Below are 17,945 nucleotides of genomic sequence, written 5' to 3'. Positions count from 1 at the left end.
CCGCGGCGGCGGGGGCGCCGGCGGGGGCGGGCGGGGGGGCGGGGGGGGGGGGCGGGGGGGCGGGGGGGGGGGGGGGGGGGCGGGGGGGGGGGGGGGGGGGGGGGGGGGGAGCCGGGAAACCGCCCTGACGTTGAGACGCCGCCGCCTCGGCCGCGCTTCGACGGACGGCGCGGCGCCTCGTCACGCGGGCGGGCCCGGGGCGGCCCGCCCGGCGTCATCCGGCGACGGCTGCCTGCCCGGCTTCGAGCAGGTCGCGGACGCTGCGCGGCTCGCGTCCGAGGAGGCGCCCGAGCTCGGGGCCGGTGCCCGCGAAGAAGCCGCGCTCGGCCGCCCGGTGCATCCCGAGGGTGAAGCGCACGAGGAACTCGGACTGACCCGCCGCGACGCGCGCGGCGACCCACTCGTCGTCGCCGAGGACGCGCAGCTCGACGGGCCGCCCGCCGACCTCGGCCGCGATCCCGGCGATCTCCTCGAACGTCGGAGCCTCCGTCGCGGTCAGCATGATCGGCCCGTCCTGCGGGCTCCCCGAGAGGAGGAGCCGGGCGGCCGCCTCCGACTCGTCCTCGCGGGCCGTCCACGAGACGCGACCGTCCGAGGGGACCTCGATCACGCCGGTCTCCCGCCACGGTCCGAGGAACAGACCCAGGCTGTGCGCGTAGAAGCCGTTGCGGAGCGACGTCCAGGCGAGTCCGGACTCGGCGAGCAGGCGCTCGGTCGCCGCGTGGTCCCGGCCCGGGCCGAAGGGGGTGTCGGCGGCGGCGCCCTGGTGGCTCGTGTAGAGGACCCGTCCGACTCCGGCCGCGACGGCCGCCTCGACGGCGGTGCGGTGCAGGGCGACGGCGTCGGCCCGCGGGTCGCTCGAGGAGACGAGGAGCAGCTGATCCGCTCCGTCGAAGGCGGCCGGGAGGGAGGCGGGGTCGGCGTAGTCGCCGACGCGCACCTCCACTCCGCGCTCCGCGAAGCGGGCGGCCTTCGAGGCGTCGCGGGCGACGACGGCGATCCCGGAGGCGGGAACGGAGTCGAGGAGGTGGTCGACGGTGGCGCCGTTCAGAGCGCCGGTGGCACCGGTCACGATGATCACGGGGAGAGCCTTCCGATGAGGGGTATCAGCGATACCACGAGGAAGATAACCACGGAATTCCCTTGATAGCAACAGTGCGCTACCGTCGATACGTGACCAGCCCCACTCCTCCGACCGACACGCGCCTGCGCCTCGTCGAGGCGGCCGCCGGCCTCCTCCGCGATGAGGGCCCCGCCGCCGTCACCACGCGAGCGGTCGCCCAGGCGGCCGGGCTGCAGGCCCCGGCGATCTACCGCCTCTTCGGCGACAAGGACGGCCTGCTCGAGGCGGTCGCGGAGCACGTGCTGGCCACCTGGGTCGACTCCAAGGCGCGGACGGTCGAAGCGGCCGTCGCCGGCGGTGTCGACCCGGTCGAGGACCTGCGCTCGGGCTGGGCCGCGCAGGTGGAGTTCGGCCTGGCCAACCCCGCGCTCTTCCGCCTCCTCAGCGATCCGGGCCGCGCCTCCGGATCGCCGGCCGCCCTCTCCGGGCGGCGGGTCCTCGCCGCCCGCGTGCAGCGAGTGGCCGCCGAGGGCCGCCTCCGCGTGCCGGAGGAGCGCGCCGTCGGCCTCATCCAGGCGGCGGGCACCGGCGTGGTCACCACCCTGCTCTCCACCCCCGCCGCCGACCGCGACCCCGGTCTCGCCGACGCCGCGCTCGACAGCGTGCTCGCGGGGATCCTCGCCGACCCGCCCTCCCCCGGCGACGGCGGGCGGCTCACCGCCCTCGTCGGCGTCCGGGCCCTCGCACCGGAGCTCGTTGGTCTCACGCCCGCGGAGCGCCTGCTGCTCGCGGACTGGCTCGACCGCGCCCTCGCGGCGGCTGAGCAGGAGTGACGGGCGCGCAGGAGTGACGGGCGCGCTTCCACCACAGGAGTGACGAGCGCCGTCCCGCCGCGGGAACGACGGCGCCTCCGTCCCGCAGAGACGCGGGCTTCGCGGCTAGGCGCGCCTGCCGTCGGGCGGGAGGATCGACGCCTGGATGAGCGGCACGGGGCAAGGAGGGCATGTTGAAGCTGTGGAGCGCATCGAACGCGTTCCTCTACCTCGGCAGCGTCAAGGAGAACGACTTCCTGCAGAACGTCTCCGAGCTCGTCGGTGACTACGACCGCGAAACGACCTCCGCCAGCTATAACAAGGGCGTCCGCTCGACCTCGATCGCGTTGAAGCGCGAGCGGATCCTGACCGTGGACGAGCTCGGAGCGATGCCCCGCGGCCGCGCCGTGATGCTCTCCACCGGCTCCCGCGCCGCGCTGCTGCGCACCGTTCCCTGGTACGAGGGCACGAAGGAGAAGGTCGCAGCGATCAAAGCCAGACGTGTTCTCGGGCGCGGACCGGCTCGTCGCTGACGAATGTGCTTGTGCTACGCGCTGCGGCGGGAGATGAGCGAGTGCTCGACGACGATCTCGCTCGGGTGCGCCGGAGGGCCGTTCCGGATGCGCTGAGCGAGGAGGTCGACGGCCGTCTTGGCGATCTGGCGGCTGCCGGGATCGATCGTGGTGAGGGCGGGTATCGCGTAGGCGGCGGCGGTGACGTTGTCGAAGCCGACGACGGCGATGTCCTCCGGTACGCGGATGCCGCGAACGTGCAGTGCGTGCAGTGCCCCGAAGGCCAGGGTGTCGTTGAAGCAGAAGACGGCGTCCAGAGGGACGCGGGAGTCGAGCAGCTGCGTCATCGCGACGGCGCCGTCGGCGTGGTGCCACTCGGTGGCGACCGCGACGAGGGCGGGGTCGAACGGGATCGCGTTCGCCTCGAGGGCACCGCGGTATCCGTCCAAGCGGAGTGCTGCGGCGCTGACGGATCCGCCGGCGGGGTTGCTGCCGATCGCGGCGATGCGCCGGTGTTGGCGGTCGATCAGGTACTGCGTGGCGGTGGCCGCGGCGGCTGTGTTCGCCATGGTCACGTGATCGACCGGGCCGTCGAAGATCCTGTCGCCCAGGAGAACGAGTGGGCGGTCCCCGACGAGTACTTTCTCGTCTCCGGGGCCGAGTGCGTGAGGCTGGAAGATCAGTCCGTCCGACAGCTGGCGGCTGGAGCCGGAGAGGACGGCGATCTCGGCGTCTCGGCGCGCTCCGGTCTGCTGGATGATCACGGTCCAGCCGTGCCGCTCGGCCTCCGACATGATGACCGTCGCGAGCTGGCCGAAGTACTCGATCGCGAGATCCGGGATCGCGAGGGTGATGAGCCCGGTCTGGCCGGTGCGCAGTCCGCGCGCGGAGACGTTGAGTTGGTATCCGAGATCGCGGACTGCCTTGAGGACGAGATCGCGGGTCTCGGGTCTGACGTTGGCGTTGCCGCTGAGCACGTTGGAGACCGTGCGAGCGGTGACGCCTGCAGCAGCGCCGACATCGGCCATGGTCACCGGGCGGGTTCGCGATCGCGGCATCGGCATCATCCCTCCCATGAGCGTTCCCCGATCATCCCAGGTCGACGGTCGGCGAGAGGCGCACGGTCACCCAGGCGATGGCGGGGATCCGGAGCGAGAGGACGCCGTCGGTCAGCGCTACGGCGAGGGGCCGCGGAGTGACGGTGTCGGGGAGCTCCGCCGAGTTCGTCGCGAAGGGGTCCTCGTGTCGGAGGATCAGTGCCTCTGTCACCGTGAGGGTGGGGAACGACGTGAGGTCGACCGTGGTGTCCGTGACGCCGTCGGTCGCGCGGTTGACGATCATCAGGTCGAGCGAGCCGTCGGCGTGCGCCGCTGCGGCGAAGGCGAGGACGGGAGCGGAGTCATCGCCCGCTCCCGTGCTGTCCGCCTCGACGACGGTCCGGAGCGCGGTCGCGCCGGCGGAGCGCCGCGCCTGGGCGAACGGCCAGAAGGTGCTCTGCCGCCAGGCGGGGCCGTCCGGTTCGGTCATGATCGGACCGATGACGTTCACCAGCTGAGCCATGCTCGCTGCACGGACGATGTCGGCTCTGTTGATCATGCTGATGAGCATGTCGCCTACGACGACGGCGTCCGCTGCCGTGTAGCGGTCCTCGAGGAGTCGGGGCGCCTCCTCCCATTCGAGCCCTCCGGCGACTCGTTCATCGTGTGCGACGAAGTCCCACACGTTCCACTCGTCGAAGGAGATGGCGATCGGACGCTCTGATCGCCTCTGTGCTCGGACCTGTCCGATCGTGTCGGCGATGGCGGTGATGAAGCGGTCCATGGCGACGCCGGAGGCGAGGAACGCGGAGAGGTCGCCGTCGTAGCGGAAGTACTGGTGGCACGAGACGAAGTCGACGTGCTCGACCGTGTGCAGCAGCACCTCCTGCTCCCAGGCTCCGAAGGTGGCCATCCGGTCGTTCGAGCTGCCGCAGACGATCAGTTCGAGGTCGGGGTCGAGTGCGCGCATGGCGGCGGCGGTGCGGGCGGCGAGGCGCCCGTACTCGCCGGCGCTGAGATGGCCGATCTGCCACGGCCCGTCCATCTCGTTGCCGATGCACCAGAGCCGGATGTCGTGCGCCTCGTCGGCGCCGTTCGCGCGCCGCTCGTCCGAGAGAGTGGTGCCGCCGGGGTGGTTCGCGTACTCCAGCAGGTGCAGGGCCGAGCGGATTCCGTCGGTCCCGAGATTCAGCGCCATCATCGGCTCGACGCGCGCCGCCCGGCACCAGCGGACGAACTCGTCGATCCCGAAGCGATTCGGCTCGACGGTGTGCCAGGCCGGATCGAGCCGGACGGGACGATTCTCGACCGGACCGATGCCGTCGCGCCAGTCGTACGCCGAGACGAAGTTGCCGCCCGGGTAGCGGACGGTCGTGACTCCGAGCTCCTCGACGAGCGCGAGGACGTCGGTGCGGAATCCGTCGGCGTCGGCACTCTCGTGCGAAGGATCGAGCAGGCCGCCGTACACGCCTCGGCCCAGGTGCTCCACGAACGATCCGAAGAGCCGCGGATCGATCGTCCCGACCGTGAAGGCGGGGTGCACGATGCCGTGCGCTCGGTGGACGGGGTGCGAGGTCATGGCCATTCCGTTTCATCGATGAACTGGTGCGCACAGTATGCACGCCTCGACCAGCACACCGCGATCCGAAAGGGATGGTGTCGAATGTTGACGGGGTCGGCCCGGCGGCTCTACTATCGCCGACAGCGGTCCTCGATTTCATCGATGAAATGCCTGCACCAGGTGGCCGAGTCAATGAAGACAGTGAAAGCGAGGCACGTCGTGAGGCGTCACAGCACCCGGATCAGCATCGTCGCAGCGATCACAGCCGCGACTGCGGCCCTTCTTCTCAGCGGTTGCACGCCGTCGTCCGCGGGAGGTGCCTCGGCCGGGAACGGCGGCGACACCTTGACGGTCTGGCACTACTACTCCGTCGACGGACAGACGGCCGGCCTCGACGACCTCGCGTCGGACTTCGAGTCGACTCACGACGGCGTGCAGGTCGAGAACGTCTACGTCCCGTTCGATCAGCTGACGAACAAGCTCGTGCAGGCTGCCGGAACCGGGACGGGTCCGGACGTGGTCGTCTACAACGCGGCCGACACCTACACGCTCACCGAGGCGAAGGCGATCGAGCCGATGAACGACTGGTGGAACGAGTACGCCGACGCCGGCCAGTTCCCCGACGCCGTCGTCCAGAAGGTCGGCGACGACGTCATGGGCGTGCAGGGCTTCGTGAACCTGATCGGCCTCTGGTACAACCAGGACATCCTCACCGAGCTCGGCGTGCAGCCCCCGACCACCTTCGACGAGCTCGAGGCCGACCTGGCCCTCGCGAAGGCAGCCGGCAAGGACGGGATCACCCTGACCGGCAAGGCGAACTCCGAGGGCGAGTGGCAGGCGTTCCCGTGGCTCTCGCGGGCAGGCTGGGACTACACGACCCCCGAGCAGGAGCCCCTCGAGGACGCCTTCGGGATGGTCCAGGACTGGACCGCGAAGGGGTACCTCACCAAGGAAGCGGCGACCTGGGACCAGACGGTCCCCTTCCAGCAGTTCGAGGCCGGCAACACGGCCTTCGCAGTGAACGGCAACTGGCAGATCGCCTCCGCGAAGAAGGACGCATCCTTCGAGTACGGCGTCGTCCCGATCCCGGTCGGCGACAAGGGCTCCGTGTATCTCGGCGGCGAGGTGCAGAACGTCGGCGCGTTCTCCAAGAACAAGGAGCTCGCGCAGGAGTACCTCGAGCAGGAGTTCTTCTCGAAGAAGGGCCAGCTGACGCTGCTCGACGCATTCGGATCCATTCCGTCGCGAGCGGACGCCGCCGCGGACGAGAAGGTCGGGAGCGATCCGGTCCTCTCGCAGTTCGCGACGATCCTGCAGGACAACGGTCACACCTCCCCCGACCCCGCGATCCCCTCGGAGAACGTCGCGAAGGTCCTGCAGACGGTCGGTGAATCGTGGAGTGCCGCCGTGGCGGGCAACGGGTCACCCGAACAGCTCTCGAGCGATCTGATGACCACCCTCACCCCGCTGCTCGCGCAGTAGTCCCTCACCACCGACGAACGGAGCGACCGTGAGCAGCACCTCGACCACGACCCGGAGGCGGCCAGGGGCCCGACGCGGCCGCCTCGGCTTCGCCGCCCCGGGAGGGGTGCTGCTCGCGGCGCTGTCGCTCTACCCCATCTACCTGCTGCTGAGGATGAGCGTCAGCGAAGTCAGCTCCGGGACGCTCAACGGCGCCTGGCCGTTCATCGGCGCGAGCAACTTCCTTGCGCTGCTCGAGGGGTCCGAGCTCGGAGGAGCCACGCTGAGGACGGCCGCCTTCGTGCTCCTCGTGACCGTCGTCGGTGTCGTCGGAGGCCTCGGCGCGGCGATCGCTCTGCGCTCGTCCCGCCTGGGCAGCTCGTTCCTGCTCGGCATGATGGTGTTCATCTGGGCCATGCCGCCCGTGGTGAACGGCAGCATCTGGAAGTTCCTCCTCGCCGATCAGGGTCTGGTCAACACGCTCGTGCGGGCGACCGGCCTCTCGGCGGAGGGCGTCCCCTTCCTCTACGACGCGAGGTTCGCGCTGCTCTCGGTCGCGATCGTGAACGCCTGGGCCGTCATCCCCTTCAACGCGCTGGTCTTCCGGTCGGCTCTGCTGGGCATCGACCCCGAGATCCTCGAGGCGGCCTCGGTCGACGGCGCGAGCCGCTGGCAGGAGATCCGGAGCATCCTCATCCCCGCGGCGCGGCCGACCGCCGTCATCCTGGCGATCCTGACCGTCGTCTACGCCTTCCGCAGCTTCGACTTCATCTACGTGATGACCGCCGGCGGCCCCGGAGACGCGACGTCCACGCTGCCCTACCTCAGCTACTCCCAGGCCTTCGTCCAGCACGACTACGGACTGGGTTCCGCGACGGGCATCATCGCCCTCGCCATCGTGGCGGTCCTCGCCGTCGTCTACGTCCGATCGACCAGGAGCGAGTCCTGATGAGCACCCTCACCGCCCCCCTGACCCGCCTGCGAGGCGGCGCTGCGACCCGCGTCGCGCGACCGTACCCCACCCGGGAGCCGGTCGCCTTCACCGTCCGCGTGGTGCTCTACGTCCTGTACGGGCTGCCCCTTGTCTGGATCGTGCTCACCTCCCTCAAGCGCCAGGGCGACGTGGTCGGCGGAGCGATCCTCTCGGCGCCCTCCTTCGACGCCTATGCGGAGGCGCTCGCGAACCCCGCCCTCGCGACGGCGCTCGCCCAGTCGGCGCAGATCGCCCTCGGGACCACTGCACTGGTGCTCGCGCTCGGCGTCCCGTTCGCCTACGCGCTGCGCCGCGTCGACGGCGTCGTCGCCGGTCTCGTCCTCGGGCTGCTGATCTTCCTGCAGATGGTGCCGCAGACGGCGAGCATCATCCCTCTGTTCGCGATCTTCAGCAGGCTCGGTCTTCTGGACACCACCGCCGGTCTCGTCCTCGCCGATACGGCGATGTTGCTGCCGTGGGCCGTGCTGCTGCTGCGACCGTTCTTCGCCGCGGTGCCCGACGCCATCGAAGAGGCCGCCTCCATCGACGGGGCCGGTCGGCTGCGCACCTTCTTCGCCGTCGTCGTCCCGATCGTTCGAAACGGCATGGCGACGGTCGGCTCGCTGATCTTCCTCGTCGCCTGGGGCGAGTTCCTCTTCGCGATCAACCTCTTCCTCTCTCCGGTCAACTACCCGATCAGCGCTCTCATCGCGCAGCAGACGTCGGGGTACGGGATCGACTGGCCCGGGCTGATGGCTCTCGCGGTCATCTCCTCGCTGCCGCTGCTGGCCGTCTACGTGCTGTCGTTCCGGCTGCTGCGTGAGGGCCTCGCCGTCGGCAGCGTCAAGTAGCAGTCGTCCTTCCTCTCGTCCCGCGCCACTCTTGAAAGATCCCGTCATGACCTTCTCCCCAGCCCTGCCCGTTGACCCGGCCGCCGGGACCCTGACACCCCTCGCCATCGACCGGGTCCAGCTGGACCCGGAGGGGTTCTGGGGACGTCGGGTCGCCGTCAACGCGACCGCCACCTTCGAGCACAACCTCGGCTGGCTGGAGCGCGCCGGATGGCTGCGCAATTTCGAGCTCGCCGTCGGGGGCGGACTCGCCGAAGGCCGTCGCGGACGCGAGTTCGCCGACTCCGAGGTCTACAAGACCCTCGAAGGGCTCTGCTGGCACACCGCCGGACGTGAGGACCCGGAGACCGAATCGATCATCCGCGCTCTCACCGCCCGCATCGTCAGTGCGCAGGAGAGCGACGGCTATCTCGGCACCCGCTTCGGCCGGCACGGTCAGGCTGAGCGTTACAGCGACCTCGAGTGGGGCCATGAGCTGTACAACGCCGGACACCTCCTCCAGGCCGCGGTCGCGCGACTGCGCACCCACGGTGAGGACGGGTTCACGCAGGCCGCGCGCCGTCTCGCCGACCACATCTGCTCGGAGTTCGGGGCGGACGGCCGCCAGACGGTCTGCGGACATCCGGAGATCGAGGTCGCGCTCACGGAGTTCGCCCGCGCCACGGGGGAGGAGCGCTACCTCGAGCAAGCCCGCGTGTTCTTGGACCGCCGCGGTCACCAGAGCCTGGAAGACGTCGAGTTCGGTCGCGCCTACTTCCAGGACGACGTCCCGATCCGCGAGGCCAAGGTCCTCCGCGGACACGCGGTGCGCGCCCTCTACCTCACGTCCGCGGTGGTCGACGTCGCCGTGGACACTGATGACGCCGAGCTGCTCGCGATCGTCGAGCGGCAGTGGGAGGCCACAGTCGCACGCCGGACCTACATCACCGGTGGAATGGGCTCGCATCACCAGGACGAGGCGTTCGGCGCCGACTTCGAGCTACCCAACGACCGCGCGTACTGCGAGACCTGCGCCGGCGTGGGCTCGATCATGCTCTCGTGGAGGTTGCTGCTCGCCACCGGCCGCCCGCGCTACGCGGACCTGATCGAACGCACTCTGCACAACATCATCGCCACCGCCGTGTCCGAGGACGGCCGCTCCTTCTTCTACGCGAACACCCTCCACCGGCGCGAGCCGGGCGTCGCGTCCTCCCCGGAGGAGCAGTCCAAGCGCGCGGACTCCAGTCAGCGGGCGGCGTGGTTCGACGTCGCCTGCTGCCCCAACAACCTCGCCCGCACCTTCGCCTCGCTGTCCGGCTACCTCGCCACCACCGATGCGAAGGGTGTGCAGCTGCACCAGTACGCGTCCGCCACGATCTCCGCCGCTCTCCTCCAGGGAGACGTCTCGATGGAGGTCTCCAGCGACCTGCCGGAGCGGGGGCGAGTCGCCGTGACCATCACGCGCACACCCGTCGAGCCGTGGACTCTGACGCTGCGGATCCCGACCTGGGCGACGAACGCGGACGTCGTCGTCGTCTCCGCCGACGGGGATGCTGCCGAGACGCCGACCGGACCGTTCCACGGCACGCTCCACCTCGAACGGCGTTTCCGCGTCGGCGACCGGATCGAACTCGACCTCCCCTTCGAACCCGTCCTCGTGCAGCCCGACGAGAGGATCGATGCCACCCGCGGCACCGTCGCCGTCCAGCACGGACCGGACATCCTCTGCCTCGAGTCCGTCGACCTCCCCGCCGGCGCCCACGTCGACGACATCGCCCTGGACGCCGGAGCGGTCCCGATCGCACGAGAGGGGCGTGTGACGCTCGCCGGCAGCGTCGCCGAACGCGACGAGCACGAATGGCCCTTCTCCAGAATCCCTCGAACCCCGCACCGACGGCCGTTGACCGTGGCGCTCACCCCGTACCGGTCGTGGGGATCCCGAGGTCCCGTGTCGATGCGCATCTGGCTTCCCGTGAACCACTCCTGATTCCCGGGCGAGCTCCCACCGCCGGGCGGATCCTCGCTCCTCTGCGGCGGCCGCCGGTCACCGCATCCGCACTTCGACGAAGAAGGCAGGACATGTCCCTCCTCTCACGCAGAGCCTCTCGGCTGCTCGCGGCACTCACGATCGGCGTCATCGCCGCAGCAGGATCGGTGGTGGTCGGCCAGACCGCCGACGCCGCCACCAGCTACCCCTACACGCTCGCCTCCGACAAGATCCGCGCGAGCTTCGCCGCGGACGGGTCGATGCAGTCGCTCAAGATCGTCGGCGACCTACACGACACCGAATACCTGATGAACCCGGACAGCGCTCCGGAGCAGGCCCGCGAGACGAACAGCAAGTACCGCCAGTGGTTCGGGAACCTGATGTTCTCCTACGCGAACGGCACGGGAGCAGTGTCGACCACCGGTGTCGGCGCGAACCCCTGGAAGACCGCGTGGACCTCCCAGTCGGCCGACGGCCGCACCGTCTCGGCGACGTCGAGCAGTGTGACGGTCACCCACCAGAACTCCACCAACGCGGAAGGCGTGAAGGGCTTCACCGTCACCGAGACGTACTCTCTCGCCTCCGACGGCTCCCTGGTCTGGAAGCAGGACGTCAAGAACACCGCGGCCACGCAGCTCGTCATCGGCGACTGGGGTGTCCCCGTTCCCGGCAACGAGCTATGGAGGCAGGGCGACTCGATCTACGAGACCCGGGTCCTCACACACTCCTACGTGGGTAAGAACGGCTCCTACGTCACTCTCGAGCGTCCCAGCGGCCAGGGCCCGTTCATCGCCATGACCGCCGACACCGCATCCGGCTCCGGCTTCGAGTACCAGGACCGCTGGCGCACCGAGGAAGTCGGCAACACCTCCTGGGCCTGGAACTCGGCGAACGAGAGCTCGAACATCAAGGGCCTCAACATCTACTACCCGCACTCCACCGCGATCCAGAAGACCAACCGCGGCTACCTCAGCTCCACCAGTGTCGCCATCGCGCCGGGCGCGACGAAGAGCTACACCTATCGCATCGGCAAGGTCGATGACGACGCAGCACTCAAGCAGACGATGTTCGATCGAGGGCTGCTCGACACCACGGTCGTCCCCGGACTCATCGTGCCCATCGACCGGCGCGCAGAGATGGCGTTCCGGATCAAGGGCACCATCACGTCAGTCACCGCGCGCAACCGCAACGACCTCAAGGGGTCAGCGCCCACGAACCCCGTCGTGACGTTCTCCCGGAGCAACGGCGACTACCGGATCTACGGGATGACCTTCGACCGCACGCAGCTGGGCGCCAACGACGTCACCGTCTCGTACACGGACCAGACCGGCGCCGCGCGGCAGTCCGTCCTCCAGTTCTCCGTGATCGACAGTGTCGCGGGACTCCTCGACACGCATGCGAAGTTCATGGTCGAGAAGACCCAGTGGAAGCCGTCCGACGGACTCTCCGCGAGCGACATCCGCAACTACACCTTCGACGACTGGATGATGAACGCCCCCGACGGCAGCCTCGCCACCACGACGAACGCCCCTCAGGGCCGCCGCAACGAGTACGCCGGCTACTACGGGCTCGGCGACGACTGGGGACTCCCGCACGGCCAGTTCCTTGCGGAGAAGCTCGTCGCCCTGCCCGACGCCACCCAGATCAAGGCCCTCGACGACTACCTCCAGAAGGCCGTCTGGGAGAACCTGATGGGGAACACGTCGCCCAGCGCCGCGCCGAAGTACACCGTCTACGACTTCTGGGAGCAGGGGAAGCCCGGCAGCCTGAACACCACGCCCGGCTACCGCGGCTACGCCTACCCGCACGTCTACAACACGTTCTTCGGCATGTACAACATCGCCAAGCAGAACCCCTCCGCGATCGCCTACGCCCACCCCGCTCAGTGGTACCTGACGACGGCCTACGGGATCTTCAAGGAGCTCTACGAGGGACCCGTCGCCTACAACTGGGAGACCGGACTCATGGGTGAGCTCTCGACACCCGATCTCATCGCCGCATTGCGCGCCGAGGGACTGGACACGCAGGCCAACGACATCGAAGCGAAGATGGCGATCAAGTACGCCAACTTCTCCTCCAACGCCTACCCCTACGGCTCCGAGTACAGCTACGACAACACGGGGGAGGAGGCGGTCTACACCCTCGCCAAGCTCAATGTGAACGACGACAAGACGAACGCCCTGCGCGTCATGCGCGACATCGTCGCCAAGACGGAGGCCGCCCGCGGACGCATGCCCGTCTGGTACTGGTACTCCGACCCCACCACCATCACGGGCGAGAACTGGTGGCAGTTCCAGTACAGCGCCTCCCTCGCCGGCTACACGATGGACGACTACATCAACCACACCGCAGCACTCGAGACCGGAACCACGGCCATCACCGCCGCGCGCCGCGCCGAGCTGCAGCGCCTGAACTACGCCGGCAAGGTCGCAGGACTCGCGACCATCAACTCCGGCCAGATCAGCAACGCGCCGGCCAACATCGGAGCCGCATCGTGGTCGTACCAGGCCGAGCGCGGCAACCTCGGCACCCTCGGGGTCGGCGGAGGCGCGAACGTCAAGCTGAACAACGGCTGGCGGGGCATGACCGGCGAGAGCGATCTCGGACTGTGGGGCACCCTGCAGACCCTCAGCGCCGACGTCGTCACCGATGACCCGATCTTCGGAGTCGTCGGATACGGAGCGGACGTCTCGCGGGACGCCTACTCCACCACCGTCATCCCGAAGGACGGCCTGCAGCGCCGCCTCAACCTGGTGACCCAGCAGCTGTCGGTCGACCTCGAGAACGACGCCTACTCGCAGGCGATCGTCGGCTCGAACAGCGCCGACCTGCGCCTGGACATGCTCAACCGCACCGGCACCGCACACTCCGGCATCGCTGAGGTCAGCGGCCTCGCGCAGGGCAGCTACGCGGTCATCGTGAACGGCGTGCGCCAGCGCACCGTCAACGTCTACCGGCCCGCCTCTCTCGCGGGAACGCTTCCCGCGCCGGTCCGCGTCCCGTTCGATGCGCCCGCCGGCAGCACGTACATCGTCCACCTGGTCTCGACCGCCCCGGGCGCGAATGCGGCGCCGACCGTCAACGCCGGACCCGACCAGGCCGGGCTGTCCCTCGGACTCGATCCGATCCAGCTCAGCGGATCCGCCTCCGACGACGGACTCGGCTCGCCGAACGGAACCCTGACGACGCAGTGGAGCGTGCAGTCTGCTCCTGCCGGTGCCACCGCGACCTTCGCGTCGCCGACTGCTCGCCGCACGTCTGCGTCGGTGAGTACCGCCGGCAGCTACGTGTTCGCACTCCGGGCAAGCGACGGCGTCCTTGCGACCACCGACACGGTGTCCGTGACCGTTCAAGCCCTGCAGCCGCTCCCGGCCGACTGGGTGACCTACACCTTCGACTCATCGTCGAACGGCACCGTCCCCGACGCCTCCGGCAACGGCAACGCGCTCGCGCTCAAGGGGACGGCGGCAACCGCCACCGACGGCACGGCGAGCGTGCTGCGGCTGAACGGAAGCGACGGGGCCTTCGCCCAGCTGCCGTCGGACATCCTGTCACGCTCGAAGGACCTGACCATCTCGATGAGGGTGAAGGTCGATTCGATCTCCACCTTCAGCCGGCTGTTCGACTTCGGCAGCAGCACCCAGAAGTACGTGTTCCTCACGCCGAAGTCGACTGACGGGAAGCTAGGGCTCGCCCTCACGACCTCCGGTAATGGAGCGGAGACACGGATCTCGACGAACTTCACGATGCCCGCTGGGCAGTGGACCGACATCAAGGTGACCTTCAAGGCGAATACGAACGGCACGACGACGGGAACGATCTTCGCCAACGAAGTGCAGGTCGGGCAGAACACCGCCATGCCGCTCGCTCCGAAGGACCTAGGCCGCACCAGCGGCAACTTCCTCGGCAAGTCACAGTTCCCCGACCCGTACCTCGCCGGCAGCTTCGACAGCTTCGAGATCGACGGAGTCGTGCGCTGACGACACCCGAAAGACCAGCGCTGAACCGCTCGTCGCCCCCTCCTCACGCGGCGACGAGCGGTTCAGCACCTCTTCCCGCGCACAACTTCTGCGCATCAGCCCTCGCCCGCTGGCGCCACCGAGGGGCGAGCTGGTTGAGGTTGCTCGAGACGTACCCGATCGTGCTGCGGATGTTCATCAGATCCGCGGCAACTGACTTGAACTCCGCGTCCGTGATGACCGCGTCCTCGGCCGTCGCGGACTCGAACGGGGAAGTGCGACGCCCGCAGCGGGTCGAGCAGGCTGTCGCCGGCGACTACTCGCCGTCCTTCGCCCTCGCGCTGATGCAGAAGGACGCGGGGCTGATCCAGACCTACGCGGACAGCGTCGGTGCGCCCGTCCCCGGCGTCGCGACGGCCCGCCACTACATCGACGAGGCGATGGCCGCCGGCTTCGGCGGGGAGAACGCCTCGGCGCTGATCAAGGCGATCGCCGCGGAGGCCGACGTCGACCTGACCCGGCGCTGACCCTCCGCCCCGGGGTGCCCCTGCCCGGCCGTGACGGCCGCCGCAGGGGCTCCCCCGGCACCCTCCCCGTCCCGGCCGCGCCGCGTGCTTCACTGGAGGGATGACCACGCGTGACGACCACATCGCCGACTTCGCCGAGTTCCTGACCGCCTCCCCCTCCTCGTACCACGCGGCCGCCGAGGCGGCACGGCGCCTCGAGGGAGCCGGATTCACGGGGCTGGACGAGACGCAGGCGTGGCCCGCGGGGCCCGGCCGGTACTACGTCGTCCGCGACGGCGCGATCATCGCCTGGCACCTGCCCAAGGGCTCCGGGGCGACCACGCCCTTCCGCATCCTGGGCGCCCACACCGACTCCCCCGGCTTCATGCTCAAGCCCCGGCCGACGATCGGCTCGAAGGGCTGGCTGCAGGCCGGCGTCGAGATCTACGGCGGCCCGCTGCTCAACTCCTGGCTCGACCGCGAGCTCGAGCTGGCCGGGCGCGTGGTCACCCGCGACGGCTCGACGCGCCTGCTCCGGACCGGCCCGCTGCTGCGCATCCCGCAGCTCGCGATCCACCTCGACCGCACGGCGAACGAGGGACTCACCCTCGACCGCCAGAAGCACACCGTCCCCGTGTTCGGCGTCGGCGACGCCTCCGAGGTCGACCTGCTCCAGCTGCTCGCCGCGCACGCCGGGCTCGACGACGCCTCCGACATCGCCGGCTACGACCTGCTCACCGCCGACACGCAGGCGCCGCGCCGCTTCGGCCTCGACGAGATGTTCCTCGCCGCCGGGCGGATGGACGACCTCAGCTCCGTGCACGCCGGCCTCGTCGCACTCCTCGCGGCGAGCGCCGATCCCGCGGCGCCGCCCGCGCACATCAGCGTGCTCGCCGCCTTCGACCACGAGGAGCTCGGCTCGGCGAGCCGTTCCGGAGCGAGCGGGCCGTTCCTCGAGGACGTCCTCTCGCGCATCGGCACGGCCCTCGGCGCCGGCGTCGACGAGCGCGCCCGGGCGATCGCCGCCTCCTGGTGCCTGTCGGCCGACGCCGGCCACTCCGTGCACCCCAACTACTCCGAGAAGCACGACCCGTCGAACCAGCCGGTCGCCGGGAAGGGGCCGCTGCTCAAGATCAACGCGACGCAGCGCTACGCGACGGATGCGCGCGGCGCGGCGCTGTGGGCGGGCGTCTGCGAGCGCGCCGGGGTCGGGTACCAGGAGTTCGTCTCGAACAACTCGGTGCCGTGCGGATCCACGATCGGCCCGCTGACCGCGACCCGGCTCGGCATCTCCACGGTCGACGTGGGAGTGCCGCTGCTCTCGATGCACTCGGCGCGCGAGCTCGCCCACGTGGACGACCTGGTCGCCCTGACCGCGGCGATCGAGGCGTTCTTCACTCCCTGAGCCGGGTCGGGCGCGATCGGGGTCCGCGGCGCCGCGCAGTGTGCGGGCGGACCCTGCGACCCCGCGCAACCGCCAGGCGGGCCCCGCGGCTCCGCTCAGTCGCCGGGCGGCCGCCGGCGCTGCTGCTTCGTCTCGGAGCGCTGCTGCTTCGCGGCGAGCCGCCGGCGGGTGGAGCCGCGCGTGGGCCGGGTCGGGCGCCGCGGGGCGGAGGGCGGCGCGAGGGCCGCGGTGATGATCCCGCGGAGCAGCTCGAGGGCCGTCTCGCGGTTGCGCAGCTGCGAGCGCTCCTGCGCCACCGTGACGGTGACCGCCCCGGAGACGAGCCGCCTCCCGAGGCGCTCGAGCAGGCGCGAGCGCTGCTCGTCCGAGAGGGCCGTCGACTCCTCGACGCTCCAGGTGAGCTGCACGCGGCTGTCGGAGGTGTTCACGTGCTGCCCGCCGGGCCCGGAGGAGCGCGAGAACCGCCACTGCAGCTCCGATGTGGGGACGACGAGCCCCGGCCGCACCTCGAGATCCATGCGGCAAGCCTGGCACGCGCCCACCCCGGAGCGGCAGCGCCGGCGATCCGTTCCCGGGTGCGATGTCCTCTTCCGGACGTGTCCGCTACAGGCTCTTGTCCCCGCCGTGGTCACGTCCGGACACTGGAGGGGTGCCCGGGCGGGCGCATCGGCCGACTCCTCAGGGCCACCCGAAGGCGTCGAGGGGTCGGCCGCACGGCTCGGTCCCGCGGGAGCTCAATCGCGCGGCACCGTCTCGGCGAGGTCGATCTCGCCGTCGTCCAGCGCTCCCGGCTCGAGCGCCTCCGGATCGACGAGCACCGGCTCTCCGGCACCGGCGTCGCCGTCGCGGGTGCGCGAGTCCGCCGCCCACGCCGTGCCGAGCGCGAAGAGCGTCGCCACTCCGTAGTGCTCCATCGCGGCGGCCACGCGGCGGCGGCCGGTCCGCGGATTCATGCCGAGCCGGTGCGACGCGGTCTCGAGCGTGACGCCCTGGCGCATCAGCCGGAGCAGCGGCAGCCAGCTCTGGTCGACGGCGCCGATCGGAGCGGCCTGCCGCCAGAGGACCTCGAAGTACGACTCGACCAGCCCGGCCAGCGCCGCATGGCGCACGCCGAGCACGCTGGTCGGCTTCGTCTCGCCCCACTCGAACGGGACGGCGAGGTGGTCGCCGTCGACCCAGAACCAGCTCGGCGGGCTCTCGAGGAGCCGGTACTCGACGCCCGCCGCCTGGTACGCCTCCACCCGGGCGAGCACCCGCGGGTCGCGCGCGCCGGCGGCCGGCATGATGACGCGCACCCGGTCCTTCGCCGCGAGCGCGTGCCCGAAGCGGATCGCCCGCTCCGTCGGCGGATCGAGGAAACGCTCCACGTTCGGGAGCACCGCCACGAGCGAGCCGGAGTCGCGGCGCACCAGGTCGAACCAGAGGTCCTCGGAGGCGTGCGGCCCGTGGCGGAGGAGGGTCGGCACGGGATCCGACGTGTCCTCGCCGACCCGCCAGGCGCCGAGCAGCATCGGCAGGCCCGCGACGACGCGCTCGATCCCGTCCAGGGACTCCCTGCCCGCCCGCCGCGCCGACTCCGTGTGCCGGGCGATGGCCGCGGCCGCCCACTCCATCGGCGCCGGGAAGTCGAGCTGCTCGCCCTCGCCGCCCATGAGCCCCCGGCCGCGGAGCCGCTCGATCGCCGCGGCGACCTCGGCCTCGTCGATGTGGGTCAGCTCCGCCGCGTCGGCCAGCGTCGCCGGCCGTCCCCGCAGCAGCGCAGCCAGGAGTCCGTCGTCGTCCATGCGTCTCCTTCGCCGTGGGCCGTCACCCGAGGGTGCCGTCTCCGCGGTCGAGGAG

Annotated in this window: 14 protein-coding genes; 9 read left to right on the top strand and 5 right to left on the bottom strand. The window is 70.4% G+C overall.

Translation table 11 applies throughout. The annotated features are described in order from the left end of the window. Positions 1 to 214: 214 nt before the first annotated feature. Positions 215 to 1,081: an NAD(P)H-binding protein gene (locus C5C71_RS12340; RefSeq protein WP_104337792.1), complete on the bottom strand. Its 867-nt coding sequence runs from the start codon at positions 1,079 to 1,081 to the stop codon at positions 215 to 217. Positions 1,082 to 1,173: 92 nt separating this feature from the next. On the opposite strand from C5C71_RS12340, the gene C5C71_RS12335 reads away from it, so the two are divergent. Beyond that, entirely contained in the window at positions 1,174 to 1,896 is a 723-nt protein-coding gene (locus tag C5C71_RS12335; RefSeq protein ID WP_104337791.1) for a TetR/AcrR family transcriptional regulator, read from the top strand. A gap of 170 nt (positions 1,897 to 2,066) precedes the next feature. Beyond that, entirely contained in the window at positions 2,067 to 2,408 is a 342-nt protein-coding gene (locus C5C71_RS12330; RefSeq protein ID WP_104337790.1) for a TraM recognition domain-containing protein, read from the top strand. Positions 2,409 to 2,422: 14 nt separating this feature from the next. Here C5C71_RS12330 and C5C71_RS12325 read toward each other — a convergent pair whose 3' ends face one another. Together C5C71_RS12325 and C5C71_RS12320 are read right to left on the bottom strand one after the other, a co-directional pair. Then, the gene (locus C5C71_RS12325; protein WP_104224058.1) at positions 2,423 to 3,445 is read right to left on the bottom strand and encodes a LacI family DNA-binding transcriptional regulator; all 1,023 of its coding nucleotides are present in this window, start codon (positions 3,443 to 3,445) and stop codon (positions 2,423 to 2,425) included. A gap of 31 nt (positions 3,446 to 3,476) precedes the next feature. Beyond that, the gene (locus tag C5C71_RS12320; RefSeq protein WP_104337793.1) at positions 3,477 to 5,003 is read right to left on the bottom strand and encodes an alpha-N-arabinofuranosidase; all 1,527 of its coding nucleotides are present in this window, start codon (positions 5,001 to 5,003) and stop codon (positions 3,477 to 3,479) included. Positions 5,004 to 5,330: 327 nt separating this feature from the next. Here C5C71_RS12320 and C5C71_RS12315 point away from each other — a divergent pair, with 327 nt between their 5' ends. From C5C71_RS12315 to C5C71_RS12285, 7 genes are all read left to right on the top strand, one after another. Further along, positions 5,331 to 6,467 (top strand): extracellular solute-binding protein, encoded by a 1,137-nt coding sequence (locus tag C5C71_RS12315; protein WP_181065707.1) that lies wholly within the window; start codon positions 5,331 to 5,333, stop codon positions 6,465 to 6,467. Between the two features lie 28 nt (positions 6,468 to 6,495). Continuing rightward, positions 6,496 to 7,395, top strand: a complete 900-nt coding sequence (locus C5C71_RS12310; protein ID WP_146084463.1) for a carbohydrate ABC transporter permease — start codon at positions 6,496 to 6,498, stop codon at positions 7,393 to 7,395. After that, positions 7,395 to 8,270 (top strand): carbohydrate ABC transporter permease, encoded by an 876-nt coding sequence (locus C5C71_RS12305; protein WP_104337787.1) that lies wholly within the window; start codon positions 7,395 to 7,397, stop codon positions 8,268 to 8,270. The genes C5C71_RS12310 and C5C71_RS12305 overlap by 1 nt, the downstream gene beginning before the upstream one ends. Positions 8,271 to 8,316: 46 nt before the next feature. Continuing rightward, positions 8,317 to 10,236, top strand: coding sequence for a glycoside hydrolase family 127 protein (locus C5C71_RS12300; RefSeq protein ID WP_104225865.1), 1,920 nt, complete (start codon positions 8,317 to 8,319; stop codon positions 10,234 to 10,236). A gap of 92 nt (positions 10,237 to 10,328) precedes the next feature. After that, positions 10,329 to 14,216, top strand: a complete 3,888-nt coding sequence (locus tag C5C71_RS12295) for a DUF5695 domain-containing protein (protein WP_104337786.1) — start codon at positions 10,329 to 10,331, stop codon at positions 14,214 to 14,216. A gap of 134 nt (positions 14,217 to 14,350) precedes the next feature. Further along, positions 14,351 to 14,722 (top strand): NAD-binding protein, encoded by a 372-nt coding sequence (locus tag C5C71_RS12290; RefSeq protein WP_181065706.1) that lies wholly within the window; start codon positions 14,351 to 14,353, stop codon positions 14,720 to 14,722. 100 nt (positions 14,723 to 14,822) lie between these two features. Continuing rightward, positions 14,823 to 16,106 (top strand): M18 family aminopeptidase, encoded by a 1,284-nt coding sequence (locus tag C5C71_RS12285; RefSeq protein WP_104337785.1) that lies wholly within the window; start codon positions 14,823 to 14,825, stop codon positions 16,104 to 16,106. A 95-nt stretch (positions 16,107 to 16,201) separates the two neighbouring features. Here C5C71_RS12285 and arfB read toward each other — a convergent pair whose 3' ends face one another. Together arfB and C5C71_RS12275 are read right to left on the bottom strand one after the other, a co-directional pair. Further along, positions 16,202 to 16,624, bottom strand: coding sequence for an alternative ribosome rescue aminoacyl-tRNA hydrolase ArfB (gene arfB / locus C5C71_RS12280; protein WP_104273698.1), 423 nt, complete (start codon positions 16,622 to 16,624; stop codon positions 16,202 to 16,204). Positions 16,625 to 16,840: 216 nt separating this feature from the next. Beyond that, positions 16,841 to 17,890: a hypothetical protein gene (locus C5C71_RS12275; RefSeq protein ID WP_104337784.1), complete on the bottom strand. Its 1,050-nt coding sequence runs from the start codon at positions 17,888 to 17,890 to the stop codon at positions 16,841 to 16,843. Positions 17,891 to 17,945: the final 55 nt, after the last annotated feature.

Source organism: Rathayibacter sp. AY1C1 (assembly GCF_002932105.1).
In the GTDB taxonomy this organism is placed as follows: domain Bacteria; phylum Actinomycetota; class Actinomycetes; order Actinomycetales; family Microbacteriaceae; genus Rathayibacter.
The sequence above is the reverse complement of the archived record's forward strand: the minus strand, read 5'-3'. Positions and strand labels throughout refer to the sequence as shown.

Bases quoted from the DNA above. Each gene is read 5' to 3' on its own strand.
- C5C71_RS12320 (WP_104337793.1), bottom strand. From the start codon at position 5,003: ATGACCTCGCACCCCGTCCACCGAGCGCACGGCATCGTGCACCCCGCC.
- C5C71_RS12330 (WP_104337790.1), top strand. From the start codon at position 2,067: ATGTTGAAGCTGTGGAGCGCATCGAACGCGTTCCTCTACCTCGGCAGC.
- C5C71_RS12325 (WP_104224058.1), bottom strand. From the start codon at position 3,445: ATGCCGCGATCGCGAACCCGCCCGGTGACCATGGCCGATGTCGGCGCT.
- C5C71_RS12300 (WP_104225865.1), top strand. From the start codon at position 8,317: ATGACCTTCTCCCCAGCCCTGCCCGTTGACCCGGCCGCCGGGACCCTG.
- arfB (WP_104273698.1), bottom strand. From the start codon at position 16,624: ATGGATCTCGAGGTGCGGCCGGGGCTCGTCGTCCCCACATCGGAGCTG.
- C5C71_RS12305 (WP_104337787.1), top strand. From the start codon at position 7,395: ATGAGCACCCTCACCGCCCCCCTGACCCGCCTGCGAGGCGGCGCTGCG.
- C5C71_RS12285 (WP_104337785.1), top strand. From the start codon at position 14,823: ATGACCACGCGTGACGACCACATCGCCGACTTCGCCGAGTTCCTGACC.
- C5C71_RS12295 (WP_104337786.1), top strand. From the start codon at position 10,329: ATGTCCCTCCTCTCACGCAGAGCCTCTCGGCTGCTCGCGGCACTCACG.
- C5C71_RS12275 (WP_104337784.1), bottom strand. From the start codon at position 17,890: ATGGACGACGACGGACTCCTGGCTGCGCTGCTGCGGGGACGGCCGGCG.